Annotated in this window: 21 protein-coding genes; 12 read left to right on the top strand and 9 right to left on the bottom strand. The window is 64.4% G+C overall.

The features are described from left to right. Positions 1-77 precede the first annotated feature (77 nt). Entirely contained in the window at positions 78-818 is a 741-nt protein-coding gene (locus tag C0V78_RS14145) for a DUF4197 domain-containing protein (protein WP_254049961.1), read from the top strand. Between the two features lie 7 nt (positions 819-825). On the opposite strand, the gene C0V78_RS14140 is transcribed toward C0V78_RS14145, so the two are convergent. Beyond that, the gene (locus C0V78_RS14140) at positions 826-2,400 is read right to left on the bottom strand and encodes a DUF4139 domain-containing protein (protein ID WP_101798557.1); all 1,575 of its coding nucleotides are present in this window, start codon (positions 2,398-2,400) and stop codon (positions 826-828) included. Positions 2,401-2,410: 10 nt separating this feature from the next. Beyond that, positions 2,411-3,883: a DUF4139 domain-containing protein gene (locus C0V78_RS14135; protein ID WP_254049960.1), complete on the bottom strand. Its 1,473-nt coding sequence runs from the start codon at positions 3,881-3,883 to the stop codon at positions 2,411-2,413. A 184-nt stretch (positions 3,884-4,067) separates the two neighbouring features. Between C0V78_RS14135 and clpB the strand changes: the two genes are divergently transcribed. The 8 genes from clpB to C0V78_RS14095 all read left to right on the top strand — a co-directional run bounded on the left by clpB (position 4,068) and on the right by C0V78_RS14095 (position 14,961). Then, entirely contained in the window at positions 4,068-6,647 is a 2,580-nt protein-coding gene (gene clpB, locus C0V78_RS14130) for an ATP-dependent chaperone ClpB (protein ID WP_101798556.1), read from the top strand. Between the two features lie 271 nt (positions 6,648-6,918). Next, on the top strand, positions 6,919-10,344 hold the full coding sequence (locus C0V78_RS14125; protein ID WP_101798555.1) for a TonB-dependent receptor domain-containing protein: 3,426 nt from the start codon (positions 6,919-6,921) through the stop codon (positions 10,342-10,344). 184 nt (positions 10,345-10,528) lie between these two features. Further along, positions 10,529-11,314, top strand: a complete 786-nt coding sequence (locus C0V78_RS14120) for an SDR family NAD(P)-dependent oxidoreductase (RefSeq protein ID WP_101798554.1) — start codon at positions 10,529-10,531, stop codon at positions 11,312-11,314. A gap of 9 nt (positions 11,315-11,323) precedes the next feature. After that, entirely contained in the window at positions 11,324-11,962 is a 639-nt protein-coding gene (locus tag C0V78_RS14115; RefSeq protein WP_371514449.1) for a TetR family transcriptional regulator, read from the top strand. Next, the gene (gene mtnP / locus C0V78_RS14110) at positions 11,959-12,819 is read left to right on the top strand and encodes an S-methyl-5'-thioadenosine phosphorylase (RefSeq protein WP_101798553.1); all 861 of its coding nucleotides are present in this window, start codon (positions 11,959-11,961) and stop codon (positions 12,817-12,819) included. Before C0V78_RS14115 ends, mtnP begins: the two co-directional genes overlap by 4 nt. Next, entirely contained in the window at positions 12,816-13,448 is a 633-nt protein-coding gene (gene maiA, locus C0V78_RS14105; protein ID WP_101798552.1) for a maleylacetoacetate isomerase, read from the top strand. Before mtnP ends, maiA begins: the two co-directional genes overlap by 4 nt. Positions 13,449-13,492: 44 nt before the next feature. After that, the gene (locus C0V78_RS14100) at positions 13,493-13,954 is read left to right on the top strand and encodes a MarR family winged helix-turn-helix transcriptional regulator (protein WP_101798551.1); all 462 of its coding nucleotides are present in this window, start codon (positions 13,493-13,495) and stop codon (positions 13,952-13,954) included. Continuing rightward, the gene (locus tag C0V78_RS14095; RefSeq protein ID WP_101798550.1) at positions 13,951-14,961 is read left to right on the top strand and encodes a fumarylacetoacetate hydrolase family protein; all 1,011 of its coding nucleotides are present in this window, start codon (positions 13,951-13,953) and stop codon (positions 14,959-14,961) included. Before C0V78_RS14100 ends, C0V78_RS14095 begins: the two co-directional genes overlap by 4 nt. 77 nt (positions 14,962-15,038) lie before the next feature. On the opposite strand, the gene C0V78_RS14090 is transcribed toward C0V78_RS14095, so the two are convergent. The 7 genes from C0V78_RS14090 to C0V78_RS14060 all read right to left on the bottom strand — a co-directional run bounded on the left by C0V78_RS14090 (position 15,039) and on the right by C0V78_RS14060 (position 22,257). Further along, on the bottom strand, positions 15,039-16,046 hold the full coding sequence (locus tag C0V78_RS14090; protein WP_101798549.1) for a type II secretion system F family protein: 1,008 nt from the start codon (positions 16,044-16,046) through the stop codon (positions 15,039-15,041). Between the two features lie 19 nt (positions 16,047-16,065). Beyond that, positions 16,066-17,037 carry a type II secretion system F family protein gene (locus C0V78_RS14085; RefSeq protein WP_101798548.1) on the bottom strand — a complete coding sequence of 324 codons (972 nt, stop codon included), beginning with the start codon at positions 17,035-17,037 and terminating at the stop codon, positions 16,066-16,068. A gap of 65 nt (positions 17,038-17,102) precedes the next feature. Beyond that, positions 17,103-18,392 (bottom strand): pilus assembly protein CpaE, encoded by a 1,290-nt coding sequence (locus C0V78_RS14080; RefSeq protein WP_101798547.1) that lies wholly within the window; start codon positions 18,390-18,392, stop codon positions 17,103-17,105. 3 nt (positions 18,393-18,395) lie between these two features. After that, entirely contained in the window at positions 18,396-19,058 is a 663-nt protein-coding gene (locus tag C0V78_RS14075; RefSeq protein ID WP_101798546.1) for a CpaD family pilus assembly protein, read from the bottom strand. A gap of 14 nt (positions 19,059-19,072) precedes the next feature. After that, complete coding sequence (locus tag C0V78_RS14070; RefSeq protein ID WP_254049958.1) at positions 19,073-20,659, bottom strand: type II and III secretion system protein family protein; 1,587 nt, start codon at positions 20,657-20,659, stop codon at positions 19,073-19,075. Positions 20,660-20,662: 3 nt separating this feature from the next. After that, complete coding sequence (gene cpaB / locus C0V78_RS14065) at positions 20,663-21,697, bottom strand: Flp pilus assembly protein CpaB (RefSeq protein WP_101798545.1); 1,035 nt, start codon at positions 21,695-21,697, stop codon at positions 20,663-20,665. A gap of 71 nt (positions 21,698-21,768) precedes the next feature. Next, positions 21,769-22,257, bottom strand: coding sequence for a prepilin peptidase (locus C0V78_RS14060; RefSeq protein WP_101798544.1), 489 nt, complete (start codon positions 22,255-22,257; stop codon positions 21,769-21,771). Positions 22,258-22,366: 109 nt separating this feature from the next. Here C0V78_RS14060 and C0V78_RS14055 point away from each other — a divergent pair, with 109 nt between their 5' ends. From C0V78_RS14055 to C0V78_RS14045, 3 genes are all read left to right on the top strand, one after another. Continuing rightward, the gene (locus C0V78_RS14055; RefSeq protein ID WP_101798543.1) at positions 22,367-23,329 is read left to right on the top strand and encodes an alpha/beta hydrolase; all 963 of its coding nucleotides are present in this window, start codon (positions 22,367-22,369) and stop codon (positions 23,327-23,329) included. Between the two features lie 7 nt (positions 23,330-23,336). Beyond that, positions 23,337-24,425, top strand: a complete 1,089-nt coding sequence (locus C0V78_RS14050; RefSeq protein WP_101798542.1) for an FAD-binding oxidoreductase — start codon at positions 23,337-23,339, stop codon at positions 24,423-24,425. Positions 24,426-24,487: 62 nt separating this feature from the next. Next, the gene (locus C0V78_RS14045; RefSeq protein ID WP_101798541.1) at positions 24,488-24,664 is read left to right on the top strand and encodes a DUF1508 domain-containing protein; all 177 of its coding nucleotides are present in this window, start codon (positions 24,488-24,490) and stop codon (positions 24,662-24,664) included. Positions 24,665-24,750: the final 86 nt, after the last annotated feature.

Here is a 24,750-nt window from a genome sequence, read left to right as displayed (position 1 = left end):
GGGCGTGGAGGGCGCGGCACCGCGCCCATGCCGCGATGTAACAGTTTGCAACAGGCGATTGAAATGCGGCGGCAATCGTGAAACTCTCCAAGGTGACGGTGGAGGGTCGTATTTCCATGGACACGAAGGCAATTCTGGATCGCCGCGCCGTTGTCGCAGCGCTCGGCACAGGGGTCATGCTGCTGCCGCTGACGGCGCGGGCGCAGGTGCTGGGCAACCTTGGCGTCGGCTCGGGCCTTTCGTCCTTGCTCGGCAAGGCAAGCGATTCCGCGCTCGACAAGCTTGCGACGCCGGGGGCGTTCTATGCCGATCCGGCCATCCGCATCATGCTGCCGCTGGTTGGCGGGGCAGGGGGCACCATCGGCAAGCTGCTGGGCGGTGCAGAGAAGCTTGGCCTGTCTGACGGGATAACGCGCAAGCTCAACGATGCCGCCGGGCTGGCAGCGAAAGAGGCAAAGCCGGTGTTCCGCGCTGCGATAGACCAGCTGAAGCTGTCCGATGTTCCGGGAATCGTCGGGCAGAACGACGGCGCTACCCAGTATCTGCGCCGCTCGTCGGGCGAGGTGCTGAAGGGCAAGTTCCGTCCGCTGGTCGATGCCGCCCTGGTCAAGGTGGGCGCCTTCGGTGCGGTGGACAAGCTGGCGAGGAGCAATTCGCTCGTTCGTGCCGCAGGCCTTTCGCGCGACAAGCTCGGCAATTCGGTGACCGACCAGGCGCTCAACGGCATCTTCCGCTATATCGCGGGTGAGGAAGGCAAGCTGCGCAGCGACCCGCTGGGCAAGGCGGGAGGCTTGCTGAAGGGCGTTCTGGGGAACTGAGGCGGGCCTATTCGCCGGCGACTTCGGCCGAGCGCCAGACCAGTTTCGTCTCGCTGCCGGGGGCAAGCGTCATGGCCCAAATCTGCTTGCCGGGCTTGCGGATCAGTTTCCCCGGCAGGCCGGTGTACGTCCGGTTGTCGCCGGCGGGGAATTCCATCTCGTAACGGATGGCGAAGGGATTGGCGTTGCGCAGGGTAACCGTATGGGTCCAGCTGCGCTTCGCCTTGTCCGCCAGTTCCTGGTTCTCGACCGTCACGCCGGTCGGCTCGCCGAAAACGAACTCCACTTCCTCGTCCACCGCCTTGTTGCCGGTCGAGGTTTCGCCGACGACCTGCCGGCCGAAATCTCCGTCCTGATAGACCACCACCTTGCCGGCCGGTAGCGGATCGCCAAGGCCCTGGTCCTTGCGGTTGCGGAAGCGGAACAGCATCTGCGGGTCTTCCGGCGCGCCGTAGACCTTGCTGCGATAGACCAGTTCTCCGCGGACGCGCGGAGCGTTGAGGAAGGCGACCTGCTTTTGCGACCTTGCCGCGACGGTGACCGGGATCGGGATGCGGTAGAGCTTGAGATCGCCCAGCGATTCAGACTTCGCGGTGACTGCCAGGGCCACGTTCTGCGCTCTTGCCACTTTCCGCATGCCACTTACCACGATGTCGCGTTCCATGGGAGGCGACATGGCCATCATCGGCGCGCCCGGCGGCGGCGGAGGTGGCAGAGGCACGCCGCGCAAAGATATCTGGTGGGTTCGCCCGGCGGGCCAGCAGTCTGCCCACTTGTTGAGCCAGCGCGCCTCGTTCTTCAGCCGATCGCTGGTATCGTCGCGGGTCTCCTCGGAACGGGCGATCTCGCCGGCAACCGCACTGGTCGCGGCGTCGGGAAAGCTCGTCTCGTCACCACTTGCCATGGTCAGCCAGGAAAGCAGCGCCATCGACTTGCCGTCCTCGGCCAGTGTCGCGACATAGGTCGCGTCCCAGTCGAAACCCGTGGCGATATAGGCCAGCGTCACCGTGGTCCTGCCGCCCGGCTGGTCCTTCGTGGTCATGGTCAGTACCGGCTTGGCAGAGAGCGTTGCCGGCGCTTCGGGATAGAGCAGCGTCTGGTTGAGCCCGCTGCAATAGACCGCCTCGCTGCCCGCCGATGTCGTGACGACCAGCCGTTGGGCGGCCGAGCGGACAGTTGCGTGCTCTTCGCTCACCTTGCCGGTTGCCGGATCGGTGCGGCGCAGGATCACCGACTGCCCGGTAAACGCGTCGACCAGCCCCTTCTGCGAAAGCAGGGCGGCATCGCGGTTTTTCTCGCGCGGGCCGGTGCCGAACAGGATGGCCGATTGCGGCACGATGCCGCCGGCCACGCCTTCGAAGCGCAGCACCACTTCACCTGGCGGCAGGTCTACCTCGCGGGTTTCTGCGATCAGGGCGAAAGCGCCCGGCCGCGCCTTGTAGATGGCCTTGCCCGGAGCGCGTTGCGGATCGCGATAGATCGTGACCGCTACCTGGCCGGGAGCGGCAGAGGCGACCACCGGGCGCTCGGCCAGCGCAGCGGCGGGCAGCAACGCGGCAAACAGGGCGATCAGGCGGCGCAAGGGCACCTCCTTACCAGGGAGTCAGGAAGGTAACCGTGAGCTCGGTCTTGCCGTTGGCAGGCACCGGCACTTCCCAGCGGCGGGTATCGGCACTGTCCTGCACGCCGGGGAGCGATTCCTGCGGTACGCGCACATCGCGCCACCACCACCAGCGGCCAAGCCCCGACTGGGCGACATCAACCGTAACCGGCACGTCGCGCGCGTTGGTGACGATGTAGCGCATCTGTGTGCGGTAATATTTCTTCGGTCGTTCGGCGACGACTTCCTTCACCGTACCGTCGGGGTACGTGACCTTGTAGCGCGCGAACTTCTCCCATTCGTCGAGCGTGATTTCCTCGCGCTTTTCGACCACGGGCTGGACCTTCACGTCAAAGGCTTCGCCGGTACGCAGCGCCAGGTTCGAGCCGCCGGGTGTGTGGTCGATCCCGCTTTCGCCGATGAACTGCGCCTGTCCCTTCGAATCGCGCATGTAGACACGCACCGTTCCTGCCGGAAGCGCCGCGCCGACGCCGCCGGAGCGGGCATTCGAAAACTTGAGGATCGAACTGGCGCTTACCGCCTCTCCTTCGGCGCCCATCCATTCGTTGGTATATTCATAGCCCTTGCGCGCGGGTACGCCCGATACGTCGAGGAAGCTGACCTGCTTGGTCTGGGCATTGGCGATCGTGGTGCGGCCAGCGATGGGGTAGACATGGAAATCGCCCATCTGCTGCCCCCCGCTTTCGCTGCCGGGGCGGTTGCCGCGCGGAACGGGGCGCGGGTTGTAACCACCGTTATACCCGCCATACTGGTTGACCTGGCCGACCGACCCCGCGACCATCAGCACATTGGCATTGGTAAAGGTGGTGCCGGTATTGTTGGTCAGCGTGACCCAGCCCTGGACGTCGATCTTGCCGGCCTTCTCATCGAACAGCGTTACGTAATCGGCTTTCCAGCTCATTCCGGGGGTCAGGTAGGAAAGGGTCAGCGGTCGCGGACCGGCAGACTTGGCATCCATCGTCACCGAAAGGGTCGGGCGGGCGCGCAGGTTGGGCGGGATGGCATCGAAGATCACCCGCACCGGCAGGCCATCGTCACGCAGCACCTCGATCCGTTCACCGATCTTGAGCACGACGCCGCCGTTTGCCGCCATCACCTGCGCCCGCTCGCGGGTTTCCGCCCCGGTTGCGGGATTAGTGCGGACCAGCGTAATCGTCTGGCCCACGGCTTTTTCCATCAGCGCGGCGGGGGTAAGCAGGTCATAGTCGAAGTTCTGTTCGACAATGCCGAAGCCCTCGCCGGAAAGCGTCACCGTCTCGGCCCGGATCATGGCGGAAACGTCGGGAAATTCCTGCCGGCTGCGGCCATTGGGCAGCGAAACCTGCCGCACGTCCTGCACCAGCGCGAGGTTATTGTTGTAGATGGTGACCGAGACATCGCCCTGTGCCGACCGGGCGGGCTGGGCCGCGTTCTGCGCCGGAGCGCTGGCGGGTAGCAGGGCCATTCCGGCCAGAAGCGCAAACCGTGTCAGTCGCATGATTGTCCCCTTCCTGTGTCCCGGCAATGAGCCTGCATTGCGCCAGCCGAGTTGACCAGCCTCAATGCCGCTATGCATTTTGCCTGCTACACCCTCTTGTGTTGCCACAATGCCACACTATCTCTCGGTGTAACAGGAGGCTGATACACCCATGAACCTCGAAAAGTTTACCGATCGCGCCAAGGGATTTCTCCAATCGGCACAGACGGTTGCCATCCGTCTCAACCATCAGCGCATTTCACCTGAACACCTGCTGAAGGCCTTGCTGGAAGATTCCGAAGGCATGGCCTCCGGCCTGATCCAGCGTGCCGGGGGCGATGCCCGGACCGCCCTTGCCGAAACCGACAAGGCGCTGGGCAAGATCGCGGGCGTGACCGGTTCCGGCGCGCAGCAATCGCCCGGCATCGACAACGATCTGGTGCGCGTGCTCGATCAGGCCGAACAGGCCGCGACCAAGTCCGGCGACAGCTATGTCACGGTCGAGCGCATGCTGCTGGGCCTGGCGCTGGCGACCACTACGGCGGCAGGGCAGGCGCTGAAGGCTGCCGGGCTGACGCCGCAAGGGCTGGAGGCAGCGATCACCGCGCTGCGCGGCGGCAAGAAGGCCGACTCGGCTTCTTCGGAAGACACTTACCAGGCGCTCGAGAAGTTCGCCCGCGACCTGACGCAAGCGGCGCGTGACGGCAAGCTCGACCCGGTGATCGGTCGCGACGAGGAAATCCGCCGCACCGTGCAGATCCTCGCCCGCCGCACCAAGAACAACCCGGCGCTGATCGGCGAGCCTGGCGTCGGCAAGACGGCCATCGCCGAGGGCCTTGCGCTGCGCATCGCCAATGGCGACGTGCCCGACAGCCTGAAGGACCGCCGCCTGATGGCGCTCGACATGGGCGCGCTGATTGCCGGGGCCAAGTATCGCGGCGAGTTCGAGGAACGGCTCAAGTCGGTGCTTGACGAGGTGAAGGGCGCCGAAGGCGACATCATCCTGTTCATCGACGAGATGCATACGCTGATCGGTGCCGGCAAGAGCGAGGGCGCGATGGACGCAGGCAACCTGCTGAAGCCCGCACTGGCCCGCGGCGAACTGCACTGCATCGGCGCGACCACGCTCGACGAATACCAGAAGTATGTCGAGAAGGACCCGGCGCTTCAGCGTCGTTTCCAGCCGGTGTTTGTCGGTGAACCGACGGTCGAGGACACGATCTCGATCCTGCGCGGCATCAAGGACAAGTACGAGGTGCACCACGGCGTGCGCATTGCCGATAATGCCATCGTTGCCGCCGCGACGCTTTCCAACCGCTACATCTCCGACCGCTTCCTCCCGGACAAGGCGATCGACCTTATGGACGAGGCGGCCAGCCGAATCCGCATGGAGGTGGAAAGCAAGCCCGAGGAGATCGAGGGGCTCGACCGGCGCATCATCCAGCTCAAGATCGAGGAAATGGCGCTTGCCAAGGAGACCGACCAGCCGAGCAAGGACCGGCTGGCGGCGCTGCGCGATGAACTGGCCAACCTTGAGCAGCAGTCCGCCGAGCTGACCACCCGCTGGCAGAACGAGCGCGACAAGATCGCAGCCGAGGGAAAGATCAAGGAACAGCTGGATGCCGCGCGCATCGAGCTGGAGCAGGCCCAGCGGACCGGCGACCTCGCGAAAGCGGGCGAGCTTTCCTACGGCACGATCCCGGCGCTGGAAAAGCAACTCGCCGAGGCGGCCGGGCAGTCCGACAATGCCTTGTTGCGCGAGGAAGTGACGGCGGAGGACATTGCCTCTGTCGTCAGCCGCTGGACTGGCGTCCCCGTCGACAAGATGATGGAGGGCGAGCGCGAAAAGCTGCTCAAGATGGAAGAGGTCATCGGCAAGCGGGTGATCGGCCAGCACGACGCGGTTGTCGCCGTTTCCAAGGCTGTGCGGCGCGCCCGTGCCGGGCTGCAGGACCCCAACCGTCCGCTCGGCTCGTTCCTGTTCCTCGGGCCCACGGGCGTCGGCAAGACCGAACTGACCAAGGCCCTGGCCGGTTTCCTGTTCGACGATGACAGCGCCATGGTCCGCATCGACATGTCGGAATTCATGGAGAAGCACTCGGTCAGCCGCCTGATCGGCGCGCCTCCGGGCTATGTCGGCTATGACGAGGGCGGCGTGCTGACCGAAGCCGTGCGGCGGCGGCCCTATCAGGTCGTGCTGTTCGACGAGGTGGAAAAGGCCCATGCGGACGTGTTCAACGTGCTGCTGCAGGTGCTCGACGATGGCCGCCTGACCGATGGACAAGGCCGCGTGGTGGACTTTACCAACACGCTGATCATCCTGACCTCGAACCTCGGCAGCCAATACCTCGCCAACCTCGAGGATGGTCAGTCAGTCGAGAGCGTCGAGCCGCAGGTGATGGAAATCGTGCGCGGCCACTTCCGCCCCGAATTCCTCAACCGTCTGGACGAGATCATCCTGTTCCATCGCCTTGGCCAGGAACACATGGCGCCGATCGTGGAGATCCAGGTGGCACGGGTGGCGAAGCTGCTCAAGGATCGCAAGATCACGCTGGATCTCAGCGATGCTGCCAAGCGCTGGCTGGGCCGGGTGGGTTATGATCCGGTCTATGGCGCCCGCCCGCTCAAGCGCGCGGTTCAGCGCTACCTGCAGGATCCGCTGGCCGAAAAGCTGCTGGGCGGCGAGATTCCCGATGGTGCGACCGTGACGATCGACGAGGGTGACGGGGCGCTGTCCATAGCTGTCGCCTGACCCCCGAAAAACCTCTGCAGGGAGGGGTGCCGGAGCGATCCGTGCCCCTCCCTGTGTGATTCAGGCCACAGCTGCCAAAAAAGTGTCATTTGGTACTATATCGGGCGCTAAAGTCGCATTCCCGGCTTTGACAAGCCCCTAGGGCTATTGCAGGTTGGCGGAATCAACAGGGGCTGGATACCTAGCAAAACGGTTGAGCGGGTTTGCGCACGGGGCGCGAGAACTTCGATCTGTCCGTTTTCCAGTCCCGTGATTTGTGACTGGAGTTGTCATGGGGACTATTCGTACTTCTTCTGTGAAGGCGCTGGCTTTTTCCGCCTCCGCCATTGCCATGCTTGTTGCGACGCCCGGCTGGGCACAGGATGCCGCCGCTCAGGCGCCAGCGCAAAGCCAGGAACCGGACTGCACGCCGCAAGCCGATGGCACTCTGCCCGATGGTTGTGCGAACGGCGAAATCCTCGTCACCGGTTCGCGCATCAAGCGCGACACCTATTCCAGCCCTTCGCCGCTGCAGGTTCTCGAAACCGACGCGACGCAGGACGTGGGCCAGTTTGACCCGACCCAGATCCTCCAGCGCTCCGAAGCTTCGGCCGGCCAGCAGATCGACGCCACCTTCGGCGGCTTCGTGCTGAACAACGGTCCGGGTTCGACCACCATCAACCTGCGCGGCCTCGGTGCCGACCGTACCCTGCTGCTGATCAACGGTCGCCGCATGGCACCGGCCGGCGTGGAAGGCGCGCCGACCAATCCGTCGCTCAACCTGCTGCCGGGTTCGCTGATCGAACGTTACGAACTGCTGCTTGACGGTGCATCGTCGGTCTATGGTTCGGACGCTATCGCTGGCGTCGGCAACGTCATCCTCAAGAAGCGTTTCAACGGGCTTGAGCTGTTCGCCCGTGGCAATGCCAACCCGCAGGGTGGCGGCGACGACTACACGATCAGCGGTTCCTGGGGTAAGAACTTCAACAACGGCTTCATCGGTATCGGCGCGGAATACGACTATCGCGATACCGTCCGCCTGAACGACCGCGATTTCTTCAGCGGCTGCGACCGTAACTACGAAATCACCAACACCGGCGAAATCCGCACGCTTGGCCTCGCCGACAATGCCGCAGTGCGCAACCGCACCCCTGGCGTGACGGTGAAGGAAAGCGAGTGCAAGGTCACCGGCATCAGCGGCCGTATCTTCATCCCGCTGACCAACCTGGGTTCGGTCTATTACAAGCCCGGTTCGGCAGCCAACCTGGCCATTCCGAACTTCTCGGAATCGACCAACGCCGCCGGTCGCGACCTCGACCTCAATGGCGATGGCAAGCGCGACGTCGACTTCCAGGACGTGAACACCAATGCGGCTGACCTCGACCAGGTCTTCCTGAGCCAGCAGAAGCTGTTCAACGTCATGGCGGTGGGTGAGTACACCTTCCCGGGCGAAGCGAACCTCACCACCTTCTTCGAGGCGAACTACAGCCGCGCAGAAATCTTTGCTGACAATACCGGCACACCGCAGCTGTTCCCGTACCTGCCGGACATCAACCCGTTCAACCCCTGCTTCCGTACCCAGCACGGCGGTTCGGGCGTTGACTGCCGCGCTGCGGACAACACGCTGAACAACCGCGGTCTCTCGACCGGCTTCTCGCTGCCCGTGCAGCCGATCGTCGCGGTTCGCGGCGATCGCAACGGCACCGACGTGAAGCAGGAGCAGTACCGTGGCGTCCTTGGCCTGCGCGGCAACCTGCCGTTCATCGCGCCGAGCTGGAGCTTCGAACTTGCCGGCACCTATTCGCGTGCGGTCGGTCGTTCGGTTCGCTACGGTATCCGCGAGGACAAGCTGGCCCTGGCGCTCGGCATGGATCCCACCGCGGATTACAACGGTGACGGTATCGTCGATAACAACGGCGACGGCATCGCCGACGATTACGATCCGAACTTCGAACCCTATGCCCGCTTTGGCGACACCCAGGTCATCGGCGTCTGCAACGTCGCCGGCCTCGCCAATCCCAGCAAGGCCATGGCCGACCTGGCACAGGGCTGCGTTCCCGTGAACATGCTTGCCGGCAGCCTGCTTGGCTCGGCAATCGGCGACTTCGCCACCCAGGCGGAACGCAACTACCTGTTCGGCACCCGCGTGTTCAACACGGTCTACGAACAGACGCTGCTTTCGGGCTTCGTCACCGGTGACCTGTTCAAGCTTCCTGCCGGCGATGTCGGCGTGGTGCTCGGTGCCGAATGGCGCCGCGACAAGATCGACTCGCGTCCGGACGATATCGCGAAGAACGGCCTGTTCTTCGGCTTCTTCCAGGATTCGGGCGCGGTCGGTGCCAAGAACACCAAGGAAGCCTTCGCCGAACTCGATATTCCGCTGATCGCCGACGTTCCGGGTATCCGCGAGCTTAACTTCAACGTTTCGGGACGCCTGACGGACGACCAGTTCTACGGCACCAACGGCACCTACTCGATCAAGGCCACCTGGCGGCCGATCAACCAGCTGCGCCTGAAGTTCAGCTACGGCAGCTCGTTCCGTGCACCGAACCTGCGCGAGAACTTCCTGCTGGGTCAGTCGGGCTTCAACACGCTGTTCGATCCCTGCGCGGTGCCGACCGATGCCTTCGTGGGCAACGTCTACAACGCCTCGCTCGATACCCGCGAGCAGACCACGCTGGACAACTGCCGTCGTGAAGGCCGCGATCCGACCCGCGTCGGCATTGATCCGCAGAACCTGAATACCATCCAGTCCTCCAGCGTGGAAATCACCACCGGCGGTACCCTCGATATCAAGCCGGAAACGTCGAACTCGCTGACTGCCGGTTTCGCTTTCGAGGAAACCTTCGGCAACGGCTTCGACGTGGCGGTTGGCTTCAACTACTACGACATCAAGCTGAAGGACTCGATCATCGAGCCGTCGTCGCAGTTCATCATCAATGACTGCTACACGCGCGATGATGGTCAGCGCAGCCCGTTCTGCGATCGTATCGTCACTGATCCGACCGCAGCCGGCCGCTTCCTGATCTCGGAACTGAACTCGGGCTTCATCAACCTGAACAAGGAACGGGTCCGCGGTATCGACATCAACGCCTCGCTCTCGAAGGAAGTCGAGCTGTTCGGCAAGAACATCGATCTCGGCCTGAACCTGCGCGCCAACCACCTGATCGAGCGCAGCGATACCTTCGTGGATGACGTAGGTGTCGAAACCTACGACGACGACGCTGGCGAGTTCGGCCTGCCCAAGTGGACCGGTCGCGCCACCTTCACCGCCGATATCGACAAGTTCCGCTTCACCTGGGAAACGCGCTACATCGGCCCGGTTGCCCAGGATCCGGACGGCGTCGATCCGTTCAGCGACGTCTTCGGTCGCGGTCCGGACGGGCGTCCCACCGGTGTGACTGGCGATACCTGCCTCGGCAACGGTTCGGGTACCTACAGCAGCTCGACCCAGACCTTCACCGCGAACGGCCGTGTCCCTGGCGACAACGTGTTCTGCCGCGACGTCGGTTTTGCCAAGCGCCAGTTCCTCCACACCGCTTCGCTGCGTTACCGCAGCGACTCGTGGACGGCTCGCGTCGGTGTGAGCAACATCTTCAACACGCGTCCGCCGCTGGTGGACTCGAGCGAAGTGCTCGCGATTGGCAACACCGCGATCGGTAACGGCTATGACTATGATGGCCGTGAGTTCTTCTTCACGCTTGAGAAGAAGTTCTGATCCAGGTCGCCTGACCAAGGCATTGAAGCAGCCCCGTCGTTTCGGCGGGGCTGTTTTCTTTTGAGCCAGGTGGATCGCCGCAGCGGGAAGTGGCTAACCTGCCACCTGCCGGTTGACCGTTCTGCCCCGGCTGACTTAACTGGCCGCTTAATCCGCCTGGCAGGCGGCTATGAAGAGGGATCCAATGAAACTCGATTCGTCCATTTCCGCCGTTGTCACCGGCGGCGCTTCCGGCCTCGGCGAAGCTACTGCCCGGGCGCTTGCCGCCAAGGGCGTGAAGGTTGCCATTTTCGACATGAACGCCGAGCGTGGCGAGGCAATCGCTGCCGAGATCGGCGGCGTGTTCTGCCAGGTCAACGTTGCCGACGAACAGAGCGTTGTCGACGGTTTCGCCAAGGCCCGTGCGGCCAACGGACAGGAACGCGTGCTGGTCAACTGCGCGGGCATCGCCACCGCCATCAAGACGGTCGGCCGTGATCGCGAAACCGGCGCGGTGAAGCCTTATCCGATGGATTCGTTCGAGAAGGTGATCGGCATCAACCTCATCGGCACCTTCCGCTGCATCGCCAAGTTCACCGAAGGCGTGCTGACCGCCGATCCGATCGATGCCGATGGCCAGCGTGGCGTGATCATCAATACGGCTTCGGTTGCGGCGCAGGATGGCCAGATCGGCCAGGCGGCCTACACCGCATCGAAGGCTGGCGTGCTCGGCATGACCCTGCCCATCGCGCGCGACCTGATGAACGAAGGCGTGCGGGTCAATACGATCCTGCCCGGCATCTTCGAAACCCCGATGATGAAGAGCCTGCCCGAACCGGCGCAGATCGCGCTTGCGGCGGCAGTGCCGTTCCCCAAGCGCCTCGGCAAGCCGGAGGAATATGCCAAGACCGCGCTGTTCCTGATCGAGCACGATTACATCAATGCCGAACACGTCCGCATGGACGGCGGCATTCGCATGGGCCCGAAGTAAGAGCTCCGGGTGGACGCCGTGGTCGAGAAGAGCGAACTGGCCGCATCCGCGGGTGCGCGCACGCAGCTTCTCGACACGGCTTCCGCCATCATGCGCGAAGGCGACATCGTCGATATCTCGCTGTCCGACCTGTCGCGGCAGTCGGGCCTCAATTCGGCGCTGGTCAAATATTACTTCGGCAACAAGGCGGGGCTGCTCAAGGCGCTGATCGAGCGCGAATGGGTCGCCATCGTCAAATCGGTCGATGCCTTGCTGCGCAAGGATCTCGATCCCGAAACCAAACTGCGCATCCACATGGAAGGCGTGGTCGATAACTTCTTCCGCACGCCCTACACCCACCGCCTGCTGATGCGCCTGATCCGCGAAAGCGCACCAGACGAGGCCCAGAAGCTGGCGGATTCCACGATCAGGCCGCTGCTCGATGCCTATGAAAAGCTGATCGGCGAGGGCGTTGCCGCCGGCGTGTTCCGTCCGGTCGATCCGCAGCTGTTCTACTTCACCGTCATCGGCGCGGCCGACCGCTTCTTTTCCGCCCGGCTGGTGCTCAAGTACTGTTCGGATACCGACGTTCTCGACGAGGCATTGCGGGACCGCTATCGCACCCACCTCAACGATTTCGTCGTGGCCGGGATCCTGGTGCAAAGATGAACTGGCATATCGGCGTCATTGGCGGATCGGGCCTTGCCGAAGGTCTGGACCTTGAAGACGCCCAGGAGATTCCGGTTTCCTCCCCCTTTGGCAAACCTTCCGGACCCGTCGTTACTGGCCGCCTTGCCGGACGGCGGGTCACTTTCCTGGCGCGGCATGGGAAGGGCCATCGGCTGCCCCCCTCCGCAGTCGATTATCGCGCCAATATCGACGTCCTGAAGCGCTGCGGCGTGACCGACGTGCTGGCACTGTCCGCCATCGGATCGCTGCATGAGGACATGGCGCCCGGCCATTTCGTTGCCGTGGACCAGTTCATCGACCGCACGCAGGGCCGGAAAGGCAGCTTCTTCGGCGAGGGGCTGGTTGCCCATGTCTCGCTGGCGGATCCGGTCTGCGCGCGGCTTTCGAGCCTCGCCGCAGATGCCGCAGAGGCGGCCGGCGGCAGAGTGCACCGTGGTGGCTGCTATGTGACCATCGAAGGACCGCAATTCTCCACTCGCGCCGAAAGCGCCCTGTACCGCCAATGGGGTGCGCACGTGATCGGCATGACCGCCATGCCCGAGGTGCGCCTCGCCCGCGAGGCGGAACTGCCCTATGCCCTGCTCGGCATGGTTACGGACTATGACTGCTGGCGCGAAGGCGAGGCGGTGGGCGCGGCAGAGGTTTTCGCCGTGATGAAAGCCAACGCCGCCCTTGCGCGCGAGGCCGTGCGCAAGCTTGTCGAGGCCCTGCCGGAACAGCGGACGCCCAGCGCGGTTGACACGGCGCTTGACGGGGCAGTCGTCACGGCGCCCGCGGCTCGCGATGGTAAGCTCGTCGCCATGCTTGATGCCGTGGCGGGAAGGGTGCTGAGATGACGGAACTGGTCCTGCACGATTACTGGCGGTCATCTTCCGCCTATCGCGTGCGGATCGCGCTGAACCTCAAGGGCGTGGACTATCGCGGAGTCGAGGTTGACCTGCTGGCTGGCGAGCAGCGCAGCGATGACTATGCAACGGTCAATCCGCAACGGCTGGTGCCCGCGCTTGAAGTGAACGGACAGGTTCTTACCCAGTCCCTGGCGATTATCGACTGGCTGGACAGCCGCTTCCCCGAACCCCGGCTGATCCCCGCCGATCCGCTTGAGCGCGCGCAAATGCTGGCGCTGACCCAGATTATTGCGGCCGATGTCCAGCCATTGCAGAACCTGCGCGTCCTGAAATACCTGCGGGCCAATTTCGGTGCGGACGATGCAGCGGTGGAAACGTGGATTCGCCACTGGATCGGCGAAGGGGTGGCCGCCCTGGAAGCGCAGGCACCGGTAGAGGGGTTCCTTGGTGGCGCCGGTCCGGGACTGGCGGACGTATTCCTGGTGCCGCAACTGTACAATGCCAGACGCTACAAGCTTGATCTGGAAGCCTTTCCCCGGCTGGTGCGAATAGATGCCGCCATGCGGGCGATCGATGCCGTGGCGCAGGCTGCGCCCGAGGCGATCCGTCCTGCGTGAATCCCCTTGCGTGACAAACCGGTTGCATTAGAAATAGTTTCACTATGGCCAGACCAATTCCGCCGCTCACCGACTTCCTGCCATACCTGCTGGCAATCACCTCGAACGCGGTCAGCGGCCGAATAGCCGACGATTATCGCGTCCGCTTCGGCCTTCGCATCCCCGAATGGCGGGTGATGGCCGTGTTGGGAGATGGCGGTTCGATGACCCAGCGCGAGATGGTGCAATCCACCGTGATGGACAAGGTTGCCATCAACCGCGCCTGCAAGGTCCTTGAAGAGCGCGGCCTGGTAGAGCGCAGTCCCAACCAGCGCGATGGCCGCTCACACCACCTTGAACTGACGGAAGAGGGGCGCAAGCTCTACAGCGAGGTCATGCCGATGACCTACCACATCTTCGAGCGCATCTTCGCCGATATCGAACCCAGGGAACAGGAGGCGCTGAAGGCGTTGCTGGCCCGCATTCGCGATGGCGTCGTGGCGATCGACAGGGGGCCGAAGGCATGAAACTTGCCAGCCTGCCCGGGGGCCGCGATGGCCGGCTTGTCGTCGTTTCGCCCGATCTTGCATGGTATGCAGATGCCTCAACCGTAACCGCCACGCTGCAATCGGCGCTGGATGACTGGGAGCGGTTCGAGCCGCAGCTGCGCGCCCTTGCGGAAAACCTTGCGCACGGATCGGTGCCGCGCGAGCGTTTCCACGAGCGTGAGGCGCTTGCCCCGTTGCCGCGCGCTTACCAGTGGGCCGATGGTTCGGCCTATGTCAATCACGTGGTGCTGGTGCGCAAGGCGCGCGGCGCGGAACTTCCGGACAGCTTCTGGCACGATCCGCTGATGTACCAGGGCGGCAGCGATGACCTTCGCGGCGCGCGTTCCCCGATCGTCCTTGCTGACGAAGCCTGGGGCTGTGACATGGAGGCAGAGGTCTGCGTGGTCACCGGCGACCTGCCGCAGGGTGCCTCGCGTGAGGAGGGGCTGGCAGCCGTCCGGCTTGTCGGGCTCGTCAACGACGTGTCGTTGCGTAACCTCATCCCCGGCGAACTGGCCAAGGGTTTCGGCTTCGTCCAGTCCAAGCCCGCGACGGCGTTTTCGCCGGTATTCGTTACGCCCGATGAACTTGGCGATGGCTGGAAGGACGGTAAGCTCTCGGGCGTTTTGATGGTCGATCTGAATGGCGAACCTTTTGGCCGCGCCGATGCCGGGCAGGAGATGACGTTCGATTTCGGCACGCTCATTGCCCACCTCGCCAGGACACGGAACCTGGGGGCGGGATCGATTATCGGATCGGGCACGGTTTCCAACCGGGATGCCGATGGTTCGCCCGGCCGGCCGGTGAGCGAAGGCGGGCGCGGCTATTCGTGCATTGCCGAACAGCGCATGGTCGAAACCATCCTGACTGGCGAGGCGAAGACCCCCTTCATGCACCATGGCGACCGGGTGCGGATCGACATGCGCGACGCTGCCGGCCATTCGATTTTCGGGGCGATCGAGCAGGAAGTGGTCCCGCTCGCCTGATCAGCGTTTGCGCGTGATGCGAAAAGGGGCGGCCCGTTTGGAGCCGCCCCTCGTTTCTTCCGGACCCGGACGAAAGTTTATCCGCCGTTCTGGCCCTTGAAGCCGTCCATAAGGGCGCAGCCGGCCGGACCGATGATGACGATGAACAGCACCGGCAGAATGAACAGGATCAGCGGCACGGTCATGATCGCGGGCAGGCGGGCTGCCTTTTCCTCGGCGCGCATCATGCGCTCGTTGCGGAATTCGGCCGAGAGCACGCGCAGCGCCGATGCCAGCGGGGTGCCGTAGCGCTCGGTCTGGATCATCGTCGTTACCACCCCGCGCACAGCGTCGAGATCGACGCGATAGGCGAGGTTTTCAAAGGCCATGCGGCGTTCGGTAAGGAACGAAAGCTCGATCGAGGTCAGCGTGAACTCGTCACCCAGCTCGGGATAGGCGCGGCCCAGTTCGCGGGCCACACGGCCGAATGCGGCGTCCACGGTAAGACCGGCCTCGGCGCAGATCACGAGCAGGTCGAGCGCATCGGGAAGGCCCTTGCGGATCTTGTCGGTGCGCTTCTGGATGATGTTCTTCAGGTAGATTTCCGGCCCCTTGTAACCAAGGCCCAGGGCACCGGCGAAGAAGGCAAGCTTCTTGATCGGAGTCCAGTCCGGAAAGGCGTTGAAAACATAGACGGTCAGCGCCGCGGCCGTGCCGAACACGATCGGCAGCACCATGCGCGCGAAGATGACCGCGACGGCCCATTCCTTCTTGCGGATACCGGCCTGCGCCAGTTTCTGCTGGATGATCTGGACCTGGCTGTCCTGAAGGACCTTCAGCTTGTCCAGCGTGTCCTTCATCTTCTCGGTCGTCTGGTTCTTGCGAACCAGGCTCTGGCGGCGCTTGGACGTGTCCTTGACGATGCCGGCCTTGAGCTGCTCGCGCCGCTCGTTCAGCGCCTTCACGCGCTTGGCCATGGGATCGCGGATCGTCACGGCCGAATAGATCGCGAAGATCATGGCCAGCGCGGCGACAGCCATCAGGATCGAACCGACCCAGATGACGTCGATGCCGAGGATTGTGGGTCCGGGCGGGGTTTTCAACATGGTTGCCGTCTTTCCTCGCTCAGATTTCGAAGCTGACCATCTTGGCCATGATGCCCACGCCGATGCCCATCCACACCAGGCCACCCAGGCCGGCGACCATCAGGCGCTCGTCGGCGAAGAACTTGCCGATGTAGTCGGGGTTGATCCACCACAGCAGGGTGAAGACCACGAAGGGCAGCGAGCCGACGATGTAGGCAGAAGCCTTGGATTCCGAGCTCATCGCCTTGATCTTCAGCTTCATCTGGGCGCGCTTGCGCAGCACGTCGGCCAGGTTCGAGAGCGTCTCGGCGAGGTTGCCGCCGGTCTCGCGCTGGATGGCAAGGGTGATGCAGAAGAACTGGAACTCGGGGATGCCCAGGCGGTCGGCGGTTTCCTGGAGGGCATCCTCCATGGTCTTGCCGATGCGGATACGCTCGGTGATGAGCTTGAATTCCTCGCCCACCGGGCCGGGGATTTCGCCCGAGATCACCGCCAGCGTCTCGGTCACCGGAAGGCCCGAGCGCAGGCCGCGGACGATCAGTTCGATGCCGTCGGGGAACTTGGAGATGAAAGAATTGATGCGGCGGCTGATCATGAAGCCGACGACCATGTGCGGCAGGCCGGCGCCCAGCAGCAGGCCGGCACCAAGCGAGAGCATGGCGGCGTGCGACTTGAGATAGACCACCACCGTGACGACCAGGGCCAGGCCCAGCGAAGCGTAAAAATACTGCTGCAGCGTCCACGGCATGCCAGTGCGGTGCAGGCGCAGGGCCAGCGCCTCGATGCGCGATCCCGAACCGGCGATCTTGTGCATCTTCGGCTTGCGCGAGGCGATGGCCTTGCGCATCTGCGCCTCGACCCGGTCGGTCGTGCTTTCGGAATGGCGATAGCGCACGGATTGCAGCCGGCGCGCGCTTTCCTTGGCCGGATTGGGGCCGGACAGTGCCGACCAGCCAAGCACCATCATGGCCATCAGGCCGCAGGCGATCAGCAAAAGTTGCAGCAGGCTCATGCGCCTTTACTCCGCCTTTTCAAACACGAGGCCGGACGATTGCCGGCCGGAAGCGAAGGCCCGGATCACGCCGGGGCCTTCTCCTTCACCTTGCCCTTTTCCTTCTTGGCAAGGATCGACTTGAGATCGAACTTGCCAAGCAGGCTCTTCTTTTCCTTGCCCGTAACCGGTGCCTCTTCGGCATCGCCCACGCCCAGGATGTGGCTGGCGACATCGCGCACGACTGCGCCGGCCTTGGTGGTCCGGTTCGCTTCGGCAAAGGTCTGGCCCAGCTTCGCGGCGTTGGCTGCGCCCTTCAGGTCGAACGGAATGGCGAAGTTCACCTTTCGCTCGATCGAGGCTTCGAAGTCAGCGCGGCTGATCTCCTGCGCCCCGGTCTGCACCTTGTTGGCCACGACGATGGTCTGCGCGTGGGCGGCATTGGCCTTGAGCCACGAAAGGATGCGGATCGCGTCGCGCGCCGAAGCCAGGGTGAACTCGGTCGCGAGGATCAAGACGTTCACGTCTGCCATCAGGTGCGGGAAGTTGATCAGCATGTTGCGCGGCAGGTCGATCACCGTCATCTCGAAGGCCTGCCGGAATTCTTCCTCCAGCTGGATGAAGGCCGTGCCGTCGGTCATCAGCGGCGAGTTGATCGGCGCTTCTGCCGAAAGGATCGACAGGTTGTCGTTGGCGCGGATCATGGCGCGTTCGATGAACAGGCCGTCGATGCGGCTCGGGTTCTCGATCGCGTCGGTCAGCCCGCGGCCCGGCTCGAGATCGAGGCTCAGCGCGCCAGTGCCGAAGTGCACGTCAAGATCGAGCAGCGCCGTCGGCATCTTGTGATCGGTCGAGAACAGCCACGAAAGGGACGTTGCAAGCAGCGAGGCGCCCACGCCGCCGCGGGTGCCGACAACCGCCGTCGAGATGTGGCGCTTGGCGGCCGAACCTTCGGCATGGCGCGGCTGCGAGAACACGGCTTGGGCCTGAACCAGCGCATCGCGGATCTGGCCGGGCTGCAGCGGCTTCAGCAGGTAATCGTGAATGCCGCTGGCAACGAGGTCGCGATAGAGCCGCACGTCGTTGACCTGGCCGACCGCGATCACCACCGTACCGGGTTCGCAAACCTCGGCCAGCGCGTTGATGTCGTTCAACGGGTCGCCGCTTTCCGACAGGTCGACCATCAGGATGTTGGGGCTGGCCGTGATCGAGAGCGACTGGACGGCGTTACGCAGGCCACCCTTGTTGCACTTCTCGGGCTGCCAGCCCATTTCGATCACGACCGGGCGCAGCACTTCCAGCGCTGCCTCGTCGCACAGGAATGCGGCAAAGGGATCGCGGTTGCCCGGTATGGATGCTTTCCAGGGAGCGTTCATGGCTTAGTTGCCCTCCTTGCTGGACTGCTGCTTGACGGTCGTGCCGCCGTTGCCGGTCGGCTTCGCCTCGCGGTACGTGTCGATGGCCTTGTTCGAGCTCATGACGGTGGTGCCGCCAGCGTTGGTCGAGCCCTTGATGAGGTCTTCGGGGTTGGCGACCATGGCGGCGAGGTTGCCGTTGATCGCGCAGCCATAGCCGCTGGCCGTGGCGTTGTGCATGTTGGTGTCCGACTTGGTGCCCCAGTCCGGGCAGCCACGAACCGATGCGGTGGAACGCGAGACGACGACGCGGACGGTGCCGGGATTGACGTAGCCCGGGGTCGCCGGGGCCTCGCCGGCAAGCAGCATGCCATAACGTGCCACAACGGCTTCCACCGAAGCGCGGTTGGCGCTCGAACTGGTGGGATCATCGATGGTGATCTTGTCGCCATAGCGCAGGTCGAGCGCTTCGAACCAGCCGGACAGGCGGCGCTGTTCGGAAGGGGCAAGGCCGCCGCCCGAAGCCGTCAGGTCCATCGTATAGTTGGTCCGCTGCACCACCGGCTGGTGGACGCTGTCGAGGCTGCGGTTCACCGGAACGCCGGAGCTGGTGCAGCCCGAAAGGCCGGCCGAGCCGAGTGCGAGGGCGAGTGCGGCTGCTGCCGTGCGATTGAACAGGTTGCTCATGGGTCTCACCTTCCTCAATTCAGCGAAAATCCGGGGCGCGTCTCATCGCCCGCGGCGGCGGTCTTGGGCTTGCCCTTCTTGGCAGGCTTGGCCGGGGTTTCGGGTTCCAGAAGCTCGCCGACCTTGGGGGCGACGTTGGCATCGGGAACGGTCGTCGGCTTGGGCCGGTCACCGCCGGTCTTGCCGTCCGACTGGATGTTGCCGAAGATCTGCTGGCCAAGGTTGGCGGCCTGGAAGCCGTCGGTCGGCAGCTTGATCTCGTTCGCGTTGACCGGGTTCACCAGGTACGGCGTGACCACGATCACCAGCTCGCTCTGGCCCTTGCGGAACTCGTTGGAGCGGAACAGCGAACCCAGGATCGGGATGTCACCCACGCCGGGGGCCTTGTCGATGGTCGACTGGGCATTGTTGCTCATCAGGCCGGCGATCATGAAGCTCTGGCCCGAACCGAGTTCCACGGTGGTTTCCGCGCGGCGGATCGTCAGGGCGGGGATCTGGAAGCCGTTAAGCGTGACGGCGCCTTCCGACGACAGCTCCGACACTTCCGGACGGACGCGGATCGAGATGCGACCGTTCGCAAGGACCGTCGGCGTATAGGCTAGGCTGACGCCGAAGCGCTTGTATTCCACCGTCGTGGTGCCCAGGCCCTGACTGATCGGGATCGGGTATTCGCCACCGGCCAGGAAGTCGGCGGTTTCGCCCGAAAGCGCGGTCAGGTTGGGGCTGGCAAGCGTGGTGATCAGGCCATCGCGTTCTGCAAGGTCGAAAGCGGCACCAAGATCGAGGCCGAGGAACTTGCCGAAGCCGCCGATGGTCGTCTTGCCGGAAAGGCCGTTGAACGTCACCTTGCCGGGCACGCCCGGAGTCGTCGGCGTAGCAGCCACCGGCGGGGTGATCTCGATCGCATTGCCGCGACCGCTGGCCACGCCGAACTTGAAGCCGCTGGTGCTGTCGTTCGAGAGCAGGTTGCCGCCGATTGCGCGAACCAGCGAGCGGCTGACTTCGGCAAAGCGGACCTGCAGGTTGACCTGAAGCGGAGTGGCCGTCTTCAGGCGGGTGATGACGTTCGATTCCTTGCCCATGAAGGCTTCGACCAGGCGCTTGGCCTCGGCCGCATCCTCGGGCGCAGCAACCGTGCCGGTCAGCAGGACCGTGTTCGTGCCCAGCGTGGAAACGCCGATCTTGGCGTCCGGCATGGCGAGGTGGAGCATCTGGTCCACCGAGTCGAGGTTCGAGCTGACCCGGACATTGGCCGACCAGACGATCTGGCCCGCGGAGTTGCTGGCATAGACCGTGGTGGTGCCGCCGCCCTTGCCGAAAACATAGAGCTGGTTGGGCGACTTCACCTGAACATCGGCGACCTTGTCATCGGCGACGAAAACGTCTGCCATGCGACCGGGAACGTTGATCAGCTGGCCACGACCGATGGAGAGTGCGACATCCTGAGCCGCGCGGGTCACCGACTGGGCCTGGACGGTGCCGGCGGGCGCGAAGGCCAGCGGTACCGAGACGCAGGTGGCAGTCAGCAGGGTGATGAACAGGCGTTTCATGGTCTTGCCCCTCGAAAGCGCGGCGGATTTGCGGATTGCGTTGCTGGTCATGGCTTACTTCCCGACCTCTTCTTCGGTGGTCACCTTGCCGCGGGTGACACGGACAACCGGGCCGACCTTGACGAAGGGGTTGCCTGCAGCCGCATTGCGCGGTCCGGCAGCGTTGACTGCGGCGGTGACGATCTGCTTGGCCATGTCGGCGCGGCTGGTCGGCATCGACGAACGCTGGAAGCGCGAGACGTCGCCACCGGTCGAGAACGAACCCTTGCTTTCGTCGGGGCGGTTCATCGCGGCGGTGAGGATGCGTTCTTCCTCTTCCTTGCTGGCGCCGGTGGGCACCTTGACCGCGCCGCTGGCGACGAGGCGTTCCAGCTCGGCCTGGTTGTCGGCGATCGAGCGCAGCGCCAGGCTCAGCGTGCCGATGGTTTCGGCAACGGCGATCTTTTCGGCGATCTTGGGCGTCACTTCGAGCGTGACGGTGCGGAATTCACGAACCACGGTCTTGCCGTCGACAACTTCGCTGTCGGTGGCCTGGTCGGTGGCGAGCACGCGCAGGTTCTTGAGGATCGTTTCGGTGGCCTTCAGCGCCTGGCCTTCACCGCCATCGCCGCGCACCGTCTGGGTGAGCATCAGGTCGATGTGGTCGCCCGGGAAGATGAAGCCGGCAACGCCAGTACGGGCCGAAACGTTGATCGTGATGGCGCGCATGCCCGGCCCGAGAGCCGCAGCGAGGAAGCCGCGGTCGCCCGGCTTGACCAGAGCGCCCTGGGTGACCGGCTGGCCGGCCGTGACCGGATAACGCACCACCGTGCCGAGCAGCTTGGCCATGTCCGCCTCGCCTTCGACGAAATAGGCATCCTGGACCATGTCCTTGGGCCACAGCTGGAAGCTGATCGAATCGGCCGTGATGATCGTGCCGACCGGCAGCGCCCGCTGGGCGACGAGCACCTTGGGGCCTTGCGGCACCGCCTGCTGGGCGGCTTCCGCCTTGGGCGCGGATGCGCCGGCGAACAGGCTACGGGCGGCCAGCGCCGTACCGATCGCGATGACCAGTGCGCCAACCAGCAGCAGGAGTTTCTTCTTGTCCATGGCTTTTCAAGGCCCCCTTGGGAATTCCCGGATACGTTCCTAAGAATGGTTCCAATTGGTTAAAAACAGGTTCACCCTGCCGGATGCGCCGCCAGCATCGGCAGGCTCTTGTCCACGAGGGTGAGCAGGCCGGCGCTCGCAATCGCGATGCCGTAAGGGATGGCGGCCTTGCCCTGCTTGCGCAGGGCCATCCGCCAGGCGGCGATCATGATGGTCAGCACGCCGCCGAGCAGCGCCATGACGATCACGAGGAACAGGAAGTGCGAAGGCAGCACCCAGAGGGCCAGCGCGGTCAGCAGCTTGACATCGCCGCCGCCCATCATCCGCATGGCGAAGAGGCCGGCAGTGAGAACGAACGTAGCCAGTGCCAGGCCCAGCTGGATGCCTACGCCCGGCCACAGCGAAAGCCCGCTTGCCCACCAGTAGAGCGGGGCAGCAAGGGCCACTGCGGCGTTCAGCCAGTTATCGATCTGGCGGCGCTTGATGTCGGTGAAGGCAGCAACCAGCAGCGCGATTGCCAAGGCGCCAATCAGCCCATAGGAAAGGATTTCGCTGCGCAAGGCACGCCCCCCGGAATTTGAACCCCTGTGTTCAATCGGCGGGTCTAGACGTCAGTGATTACCAAATAGTAACCAGAGCGCTGAGGCTGGAATTAGGGATGCATACGAGGTGAGCGAAGCATCCCGGCAACCATTCGACGGACGCACAATCCCCGCCGGAGCCACGGAATCCCGCTGGATTGCGCCAGATGGCCACGCGATCCGCCGGATCGACTGGCCGGCACCGCAGCCGTGCCGGGGCTCGATCCTCTTCCTGCCTGGCCGTGGCGACTTTTACGAGAAGTACCTTGAGGCCCTGGCCTACTGGAATTCCCGTGGCTGGCGGGTAACCAGTGCGGACTGGCGCGGGCAGGCCGGTTCGGGCCGGCTCGGTTCCGATGCCGTGACCGGCCACGTCGGCGATTTCGTTCAGTGGGTGGATGACCTTGCCGCCCTGTGGGAGGACTGGAAAGCCTCCACGCCCGGTCCGCACGTGCTCGCCGCGCATTCGATGGGCGGGCATATCGTGCTGCGCGCGCTGGTGGAACGAAGGGTCGATCCCGATGCCATGGTGCTTTCTGCCCCGATGCTGGGCTTCCACACCTATGGCTTGCCTTTGCCCGTGCTTCACGTCGCCGCGCGCTTGATGTGCGCGCTGGGCGATCGCCGCCGGCCTGCATGGAAGTGGAGCGAGAAGCCGGGACAGGTACCGGAAGGGCGGGACGTGCTGCTCACCCACGATGCCCGCCGCTATGAGGATGAGATGGTCTGGCGCGAACAGCGCCCCGAACTGGTGATGGGGCCGGGCTCATGGGGCTGGGTCGAGCGGGCCTATGCCTCTGCCCGCCTGATGTTCGCAGCCGGCCGGCTTGAAGCGGTCGGGACCCCGGTGTTCATCGTCGCCACTTCGGAGGACAAGCTCGTCAGCGCCGATGCCATCCGCCTCGCCGCCCGGCGGCTTCCCGCCTGCGAAATGCTGATGTTCGGCAAGGAGGCCCGCCACGAAATCCTGCGCGAGGCAGATGGCGTGCGAGACCGCGCGCTTGCGGCCATCGACGATTTCCTTGACCGCAAGGCCCCGAAGCGGAACTAGCGCGCAAATGATTCCCCGGTTCGATATTGCCATTGTCGGCGCCGGAATGGCCGGTGCAAGCCTTGCCGCCGCGCTGGCGGACAGCGGCAGCCGCATTGTGCTGATCGAGGCCGAGGGCCAGCCGGGCTATCACGCCACCGGCCGTTCGGCCGCGTTCTGGACCGAGAGCTATGGCGGCCCAGGGGTCTACCCGCTGACTGCGGCCTCCGGCGATGCCCTGCGCTCGGGCGGTTACCTACATGAGCGCGGGGCGCTGACCATTGCCCGCAAGGGTGCCGAAGCGCGGCTCGATACCTTCGCCGACGAATTCGCGGGGCTTGGAGTAGCCGTCGAGCGGCTCGATCGGGCCGGACTTGAGGCGCGCTTGCCCGGCCTCTTGCCCGAATGGTCGGTCGGCGCGCTTGAGCCCGATTGCAGCGATATCGACGTGGCCCGCCTGCACCAGGATTACCTGGCGGCCACCCGCCGCGCGGGGGCCGAACTGTGGACGCGGGCCCGGCTGGCAAATGCCGCGCCGGATGGCGATGGCTGGCTTGTGGCCTGCGAGGACGGCCGCGAGTTGCGTGCCGGCCTGCTGGTCAACGCAGCGGGGGCCTGGGCCGATGGCGTGGCGCAACTGGCGGGTGTTGGCCCGCTGGGCTTCACCCCGTTCCGCCGGACCATCGCACAGCTGCGTACCGCACCCGAACCGCCGGTTGACCTGCCCCTGGTGCTGGACCTTGACGAGAAGTTCTATTTCAAGCCCGAGGCTGGCCGTCTTTGGCTCTCTCCGCATGACGAAGTGCCCAGCGCCCCTTGCGATGCTGCGCCGGAGGAGCTGGCGGTTGCCGAAGCGATCGAGCGGATGCAAAACGTTGTAAACTGGAATGTGGAACGGGTGGAGCACAAGTGGGCCGGGCTGCGCACTTTCGCGCCCGATCGCCTGCCGGTCTATGGCTTCGACAAGCAGCAGCCGCGCTTCTTCTGGTTCGCAGGACAGGGCGGTTTCGGCATCCAGACGGCCCCGGCGGCGGCTGCGCTGGCGGCTTCCCTGATCACCGGGAGCGGCAACAGTCCGGTTGACCCCCAGCCTTATTCGCCGGGAAGATTCCGCTAGAAAACCGTGGTTTGTGCGCTAATCTCATTGCCGGGAAAACCAGCCGGAAAGGGACGCAAACCATGGCTCACCGCTTCGAAATCCGCAAGAACAAGGCCGGCGAGTTCGTCGCCTACTTCTGCTACAACAATGAAACGATGTTCTGGACCGAAGGCTATGCCAGCAAGGCCAGCGCGCAGAACGCAATCGAATCCATGAAGAAGAACGGCCCCGGCGCTCCGGTCGAAGACAAGAGCTGACCTCATCGGCGTTCAGCCGCGTGAAAGCCGGCTGACCCTAGCCCGCAAGTCAGGTTCGCGCGCAAGCCGGATCGGGTTCCGCAAGG

This window comes from Novosphingobium sp. TH158 (assembly GCF_002855555.1).
Taxonomy (GTDB): Bacteria; Pseudomonadota; Alphaproteobacteria; order Sphingomonadales; family Sphingomonadaceae; genus Novosphingobium.
The sequence above is the reverse complement of the archived record's forward strand: the minus strand, read 5'-3'. Positions and strand labels throughout refer to the sequence as shown.

Excerpts from the sequence above, each read along its gene's own strand:
- C0V78_RS14135 (WP_254049960.1), bottom strand. The coding sequence starts at position 3,883 with ATGGCCCTGCTACCCGCCAGCGCTCCGGCGCAGAACGCGGCCCAGCCC.
- clpB (WP_101798556.1), top strand. The coding sequence starts at position 4,068 with ATGAACCTCGAAAAGTTTACCGATCGCGCCAAGGGATTTCTCCAATCG.
- C0V78_RS14125 (WP_101798555.1), top strand. The coding sequence starts at position 6,919 with ATGGGGACTATTCGTACTTCTTCTGTGAAGGCGCTGGCTTTTTCCGCC.
- C0V78_RS14120 (WP_101798554.1), top strand. The coding sequence starts at position 10,529 with ATGAAACTCGATTCGTCCATTTCCGCCGTTGTCACCGGCGGCGCTTCC.
- mtnP (WP_101798553.1), top strand. The coding sequence starts at position 11,959 with ATGAACTGGCATATCGGCGTCATTGGCGGATCGGGCCTTGCCGAAGGT.
- maiA (WP_101798552.1), top strand. The coding sequence starts at position 12,816 with ATGACGGAACTGGTCCTGCACGATTACTGGCGGTCATCTTCCGCCTAT.
- C0V78_RS14100 (WP_101798551.1), top strand. The coding sequence starts at position 13,493 with ATGGCCAGACCAATTCCGCCGCTCACCGACTTCCTGCCATACCTGCTG.
- C0V78_RS14095 (WP_101798550.1), top strand. The coding sequence starts at position 13,951 with ATGAAACTTGCCAGCCTGCCCGGGGGCCGCGATGGCCGGCTTGTCGTC.
- C0V78_RS14090 (WP_101798549.1), bottom strand. The coding sequence starts at position 16,046 with ATGTTGAAAACCCCGCCCGGACCCACAATCCTCGGCATCGACGTCATC.
- C0V78_RS14085 (WP_101798548.1), bottom strand. The coding sequence starts at position 17,037 with ATGAGCCTGCTGCAACTTTTGCTGATCGCCTGCGGCCTGATGGCCATG.
- C0V78_RS14080 (WP_101798547.1), bottom strand. The coding sequence starts at position 18,392 with ATGAACGCTCCCTGGAAAGCATCCATACCGGGCAACCGCGATCCCTTT.
- C0V78_RS14075 (WP_101798546.1), bottom strand. The coding sequence starts at position 19,058 with ATGAGCAACCTGTTCAATCGCACGGCAGCAGCCGCACTCGCCCTCGCA.
- C0V78_RS14070 (WP_254049958.1), bottom strand. The coding sequence starts at position 20,659 with ATGACCAGCAACGCAATCCGCAAATCCGCCGCGCTTTCGAGGGGCAAG.
- cpaB (WP_101798545.1), bottom strand. The coding sequence starts at position 21,697 with ATGGACAAGAAGAAACTCCTGCTGCTGGTTGGCGCACTGGTCATCGCG.
- C0V78_RS14050 (WP_101798542.1), top strand. The coding sequence starts at position 23,337 with ATGATTCCCCGGTTCGATATTGCCATTGTCGGCGCCGGAATGGCCGGT.
- C0V78_RS14045 (WP_101798541.1), top strand. The coding sequence starts at position 24,488 with ATGGCTCACCGCTTCGAAATCCGCAAGAACAAGGCCGGCGAGTTCGTC.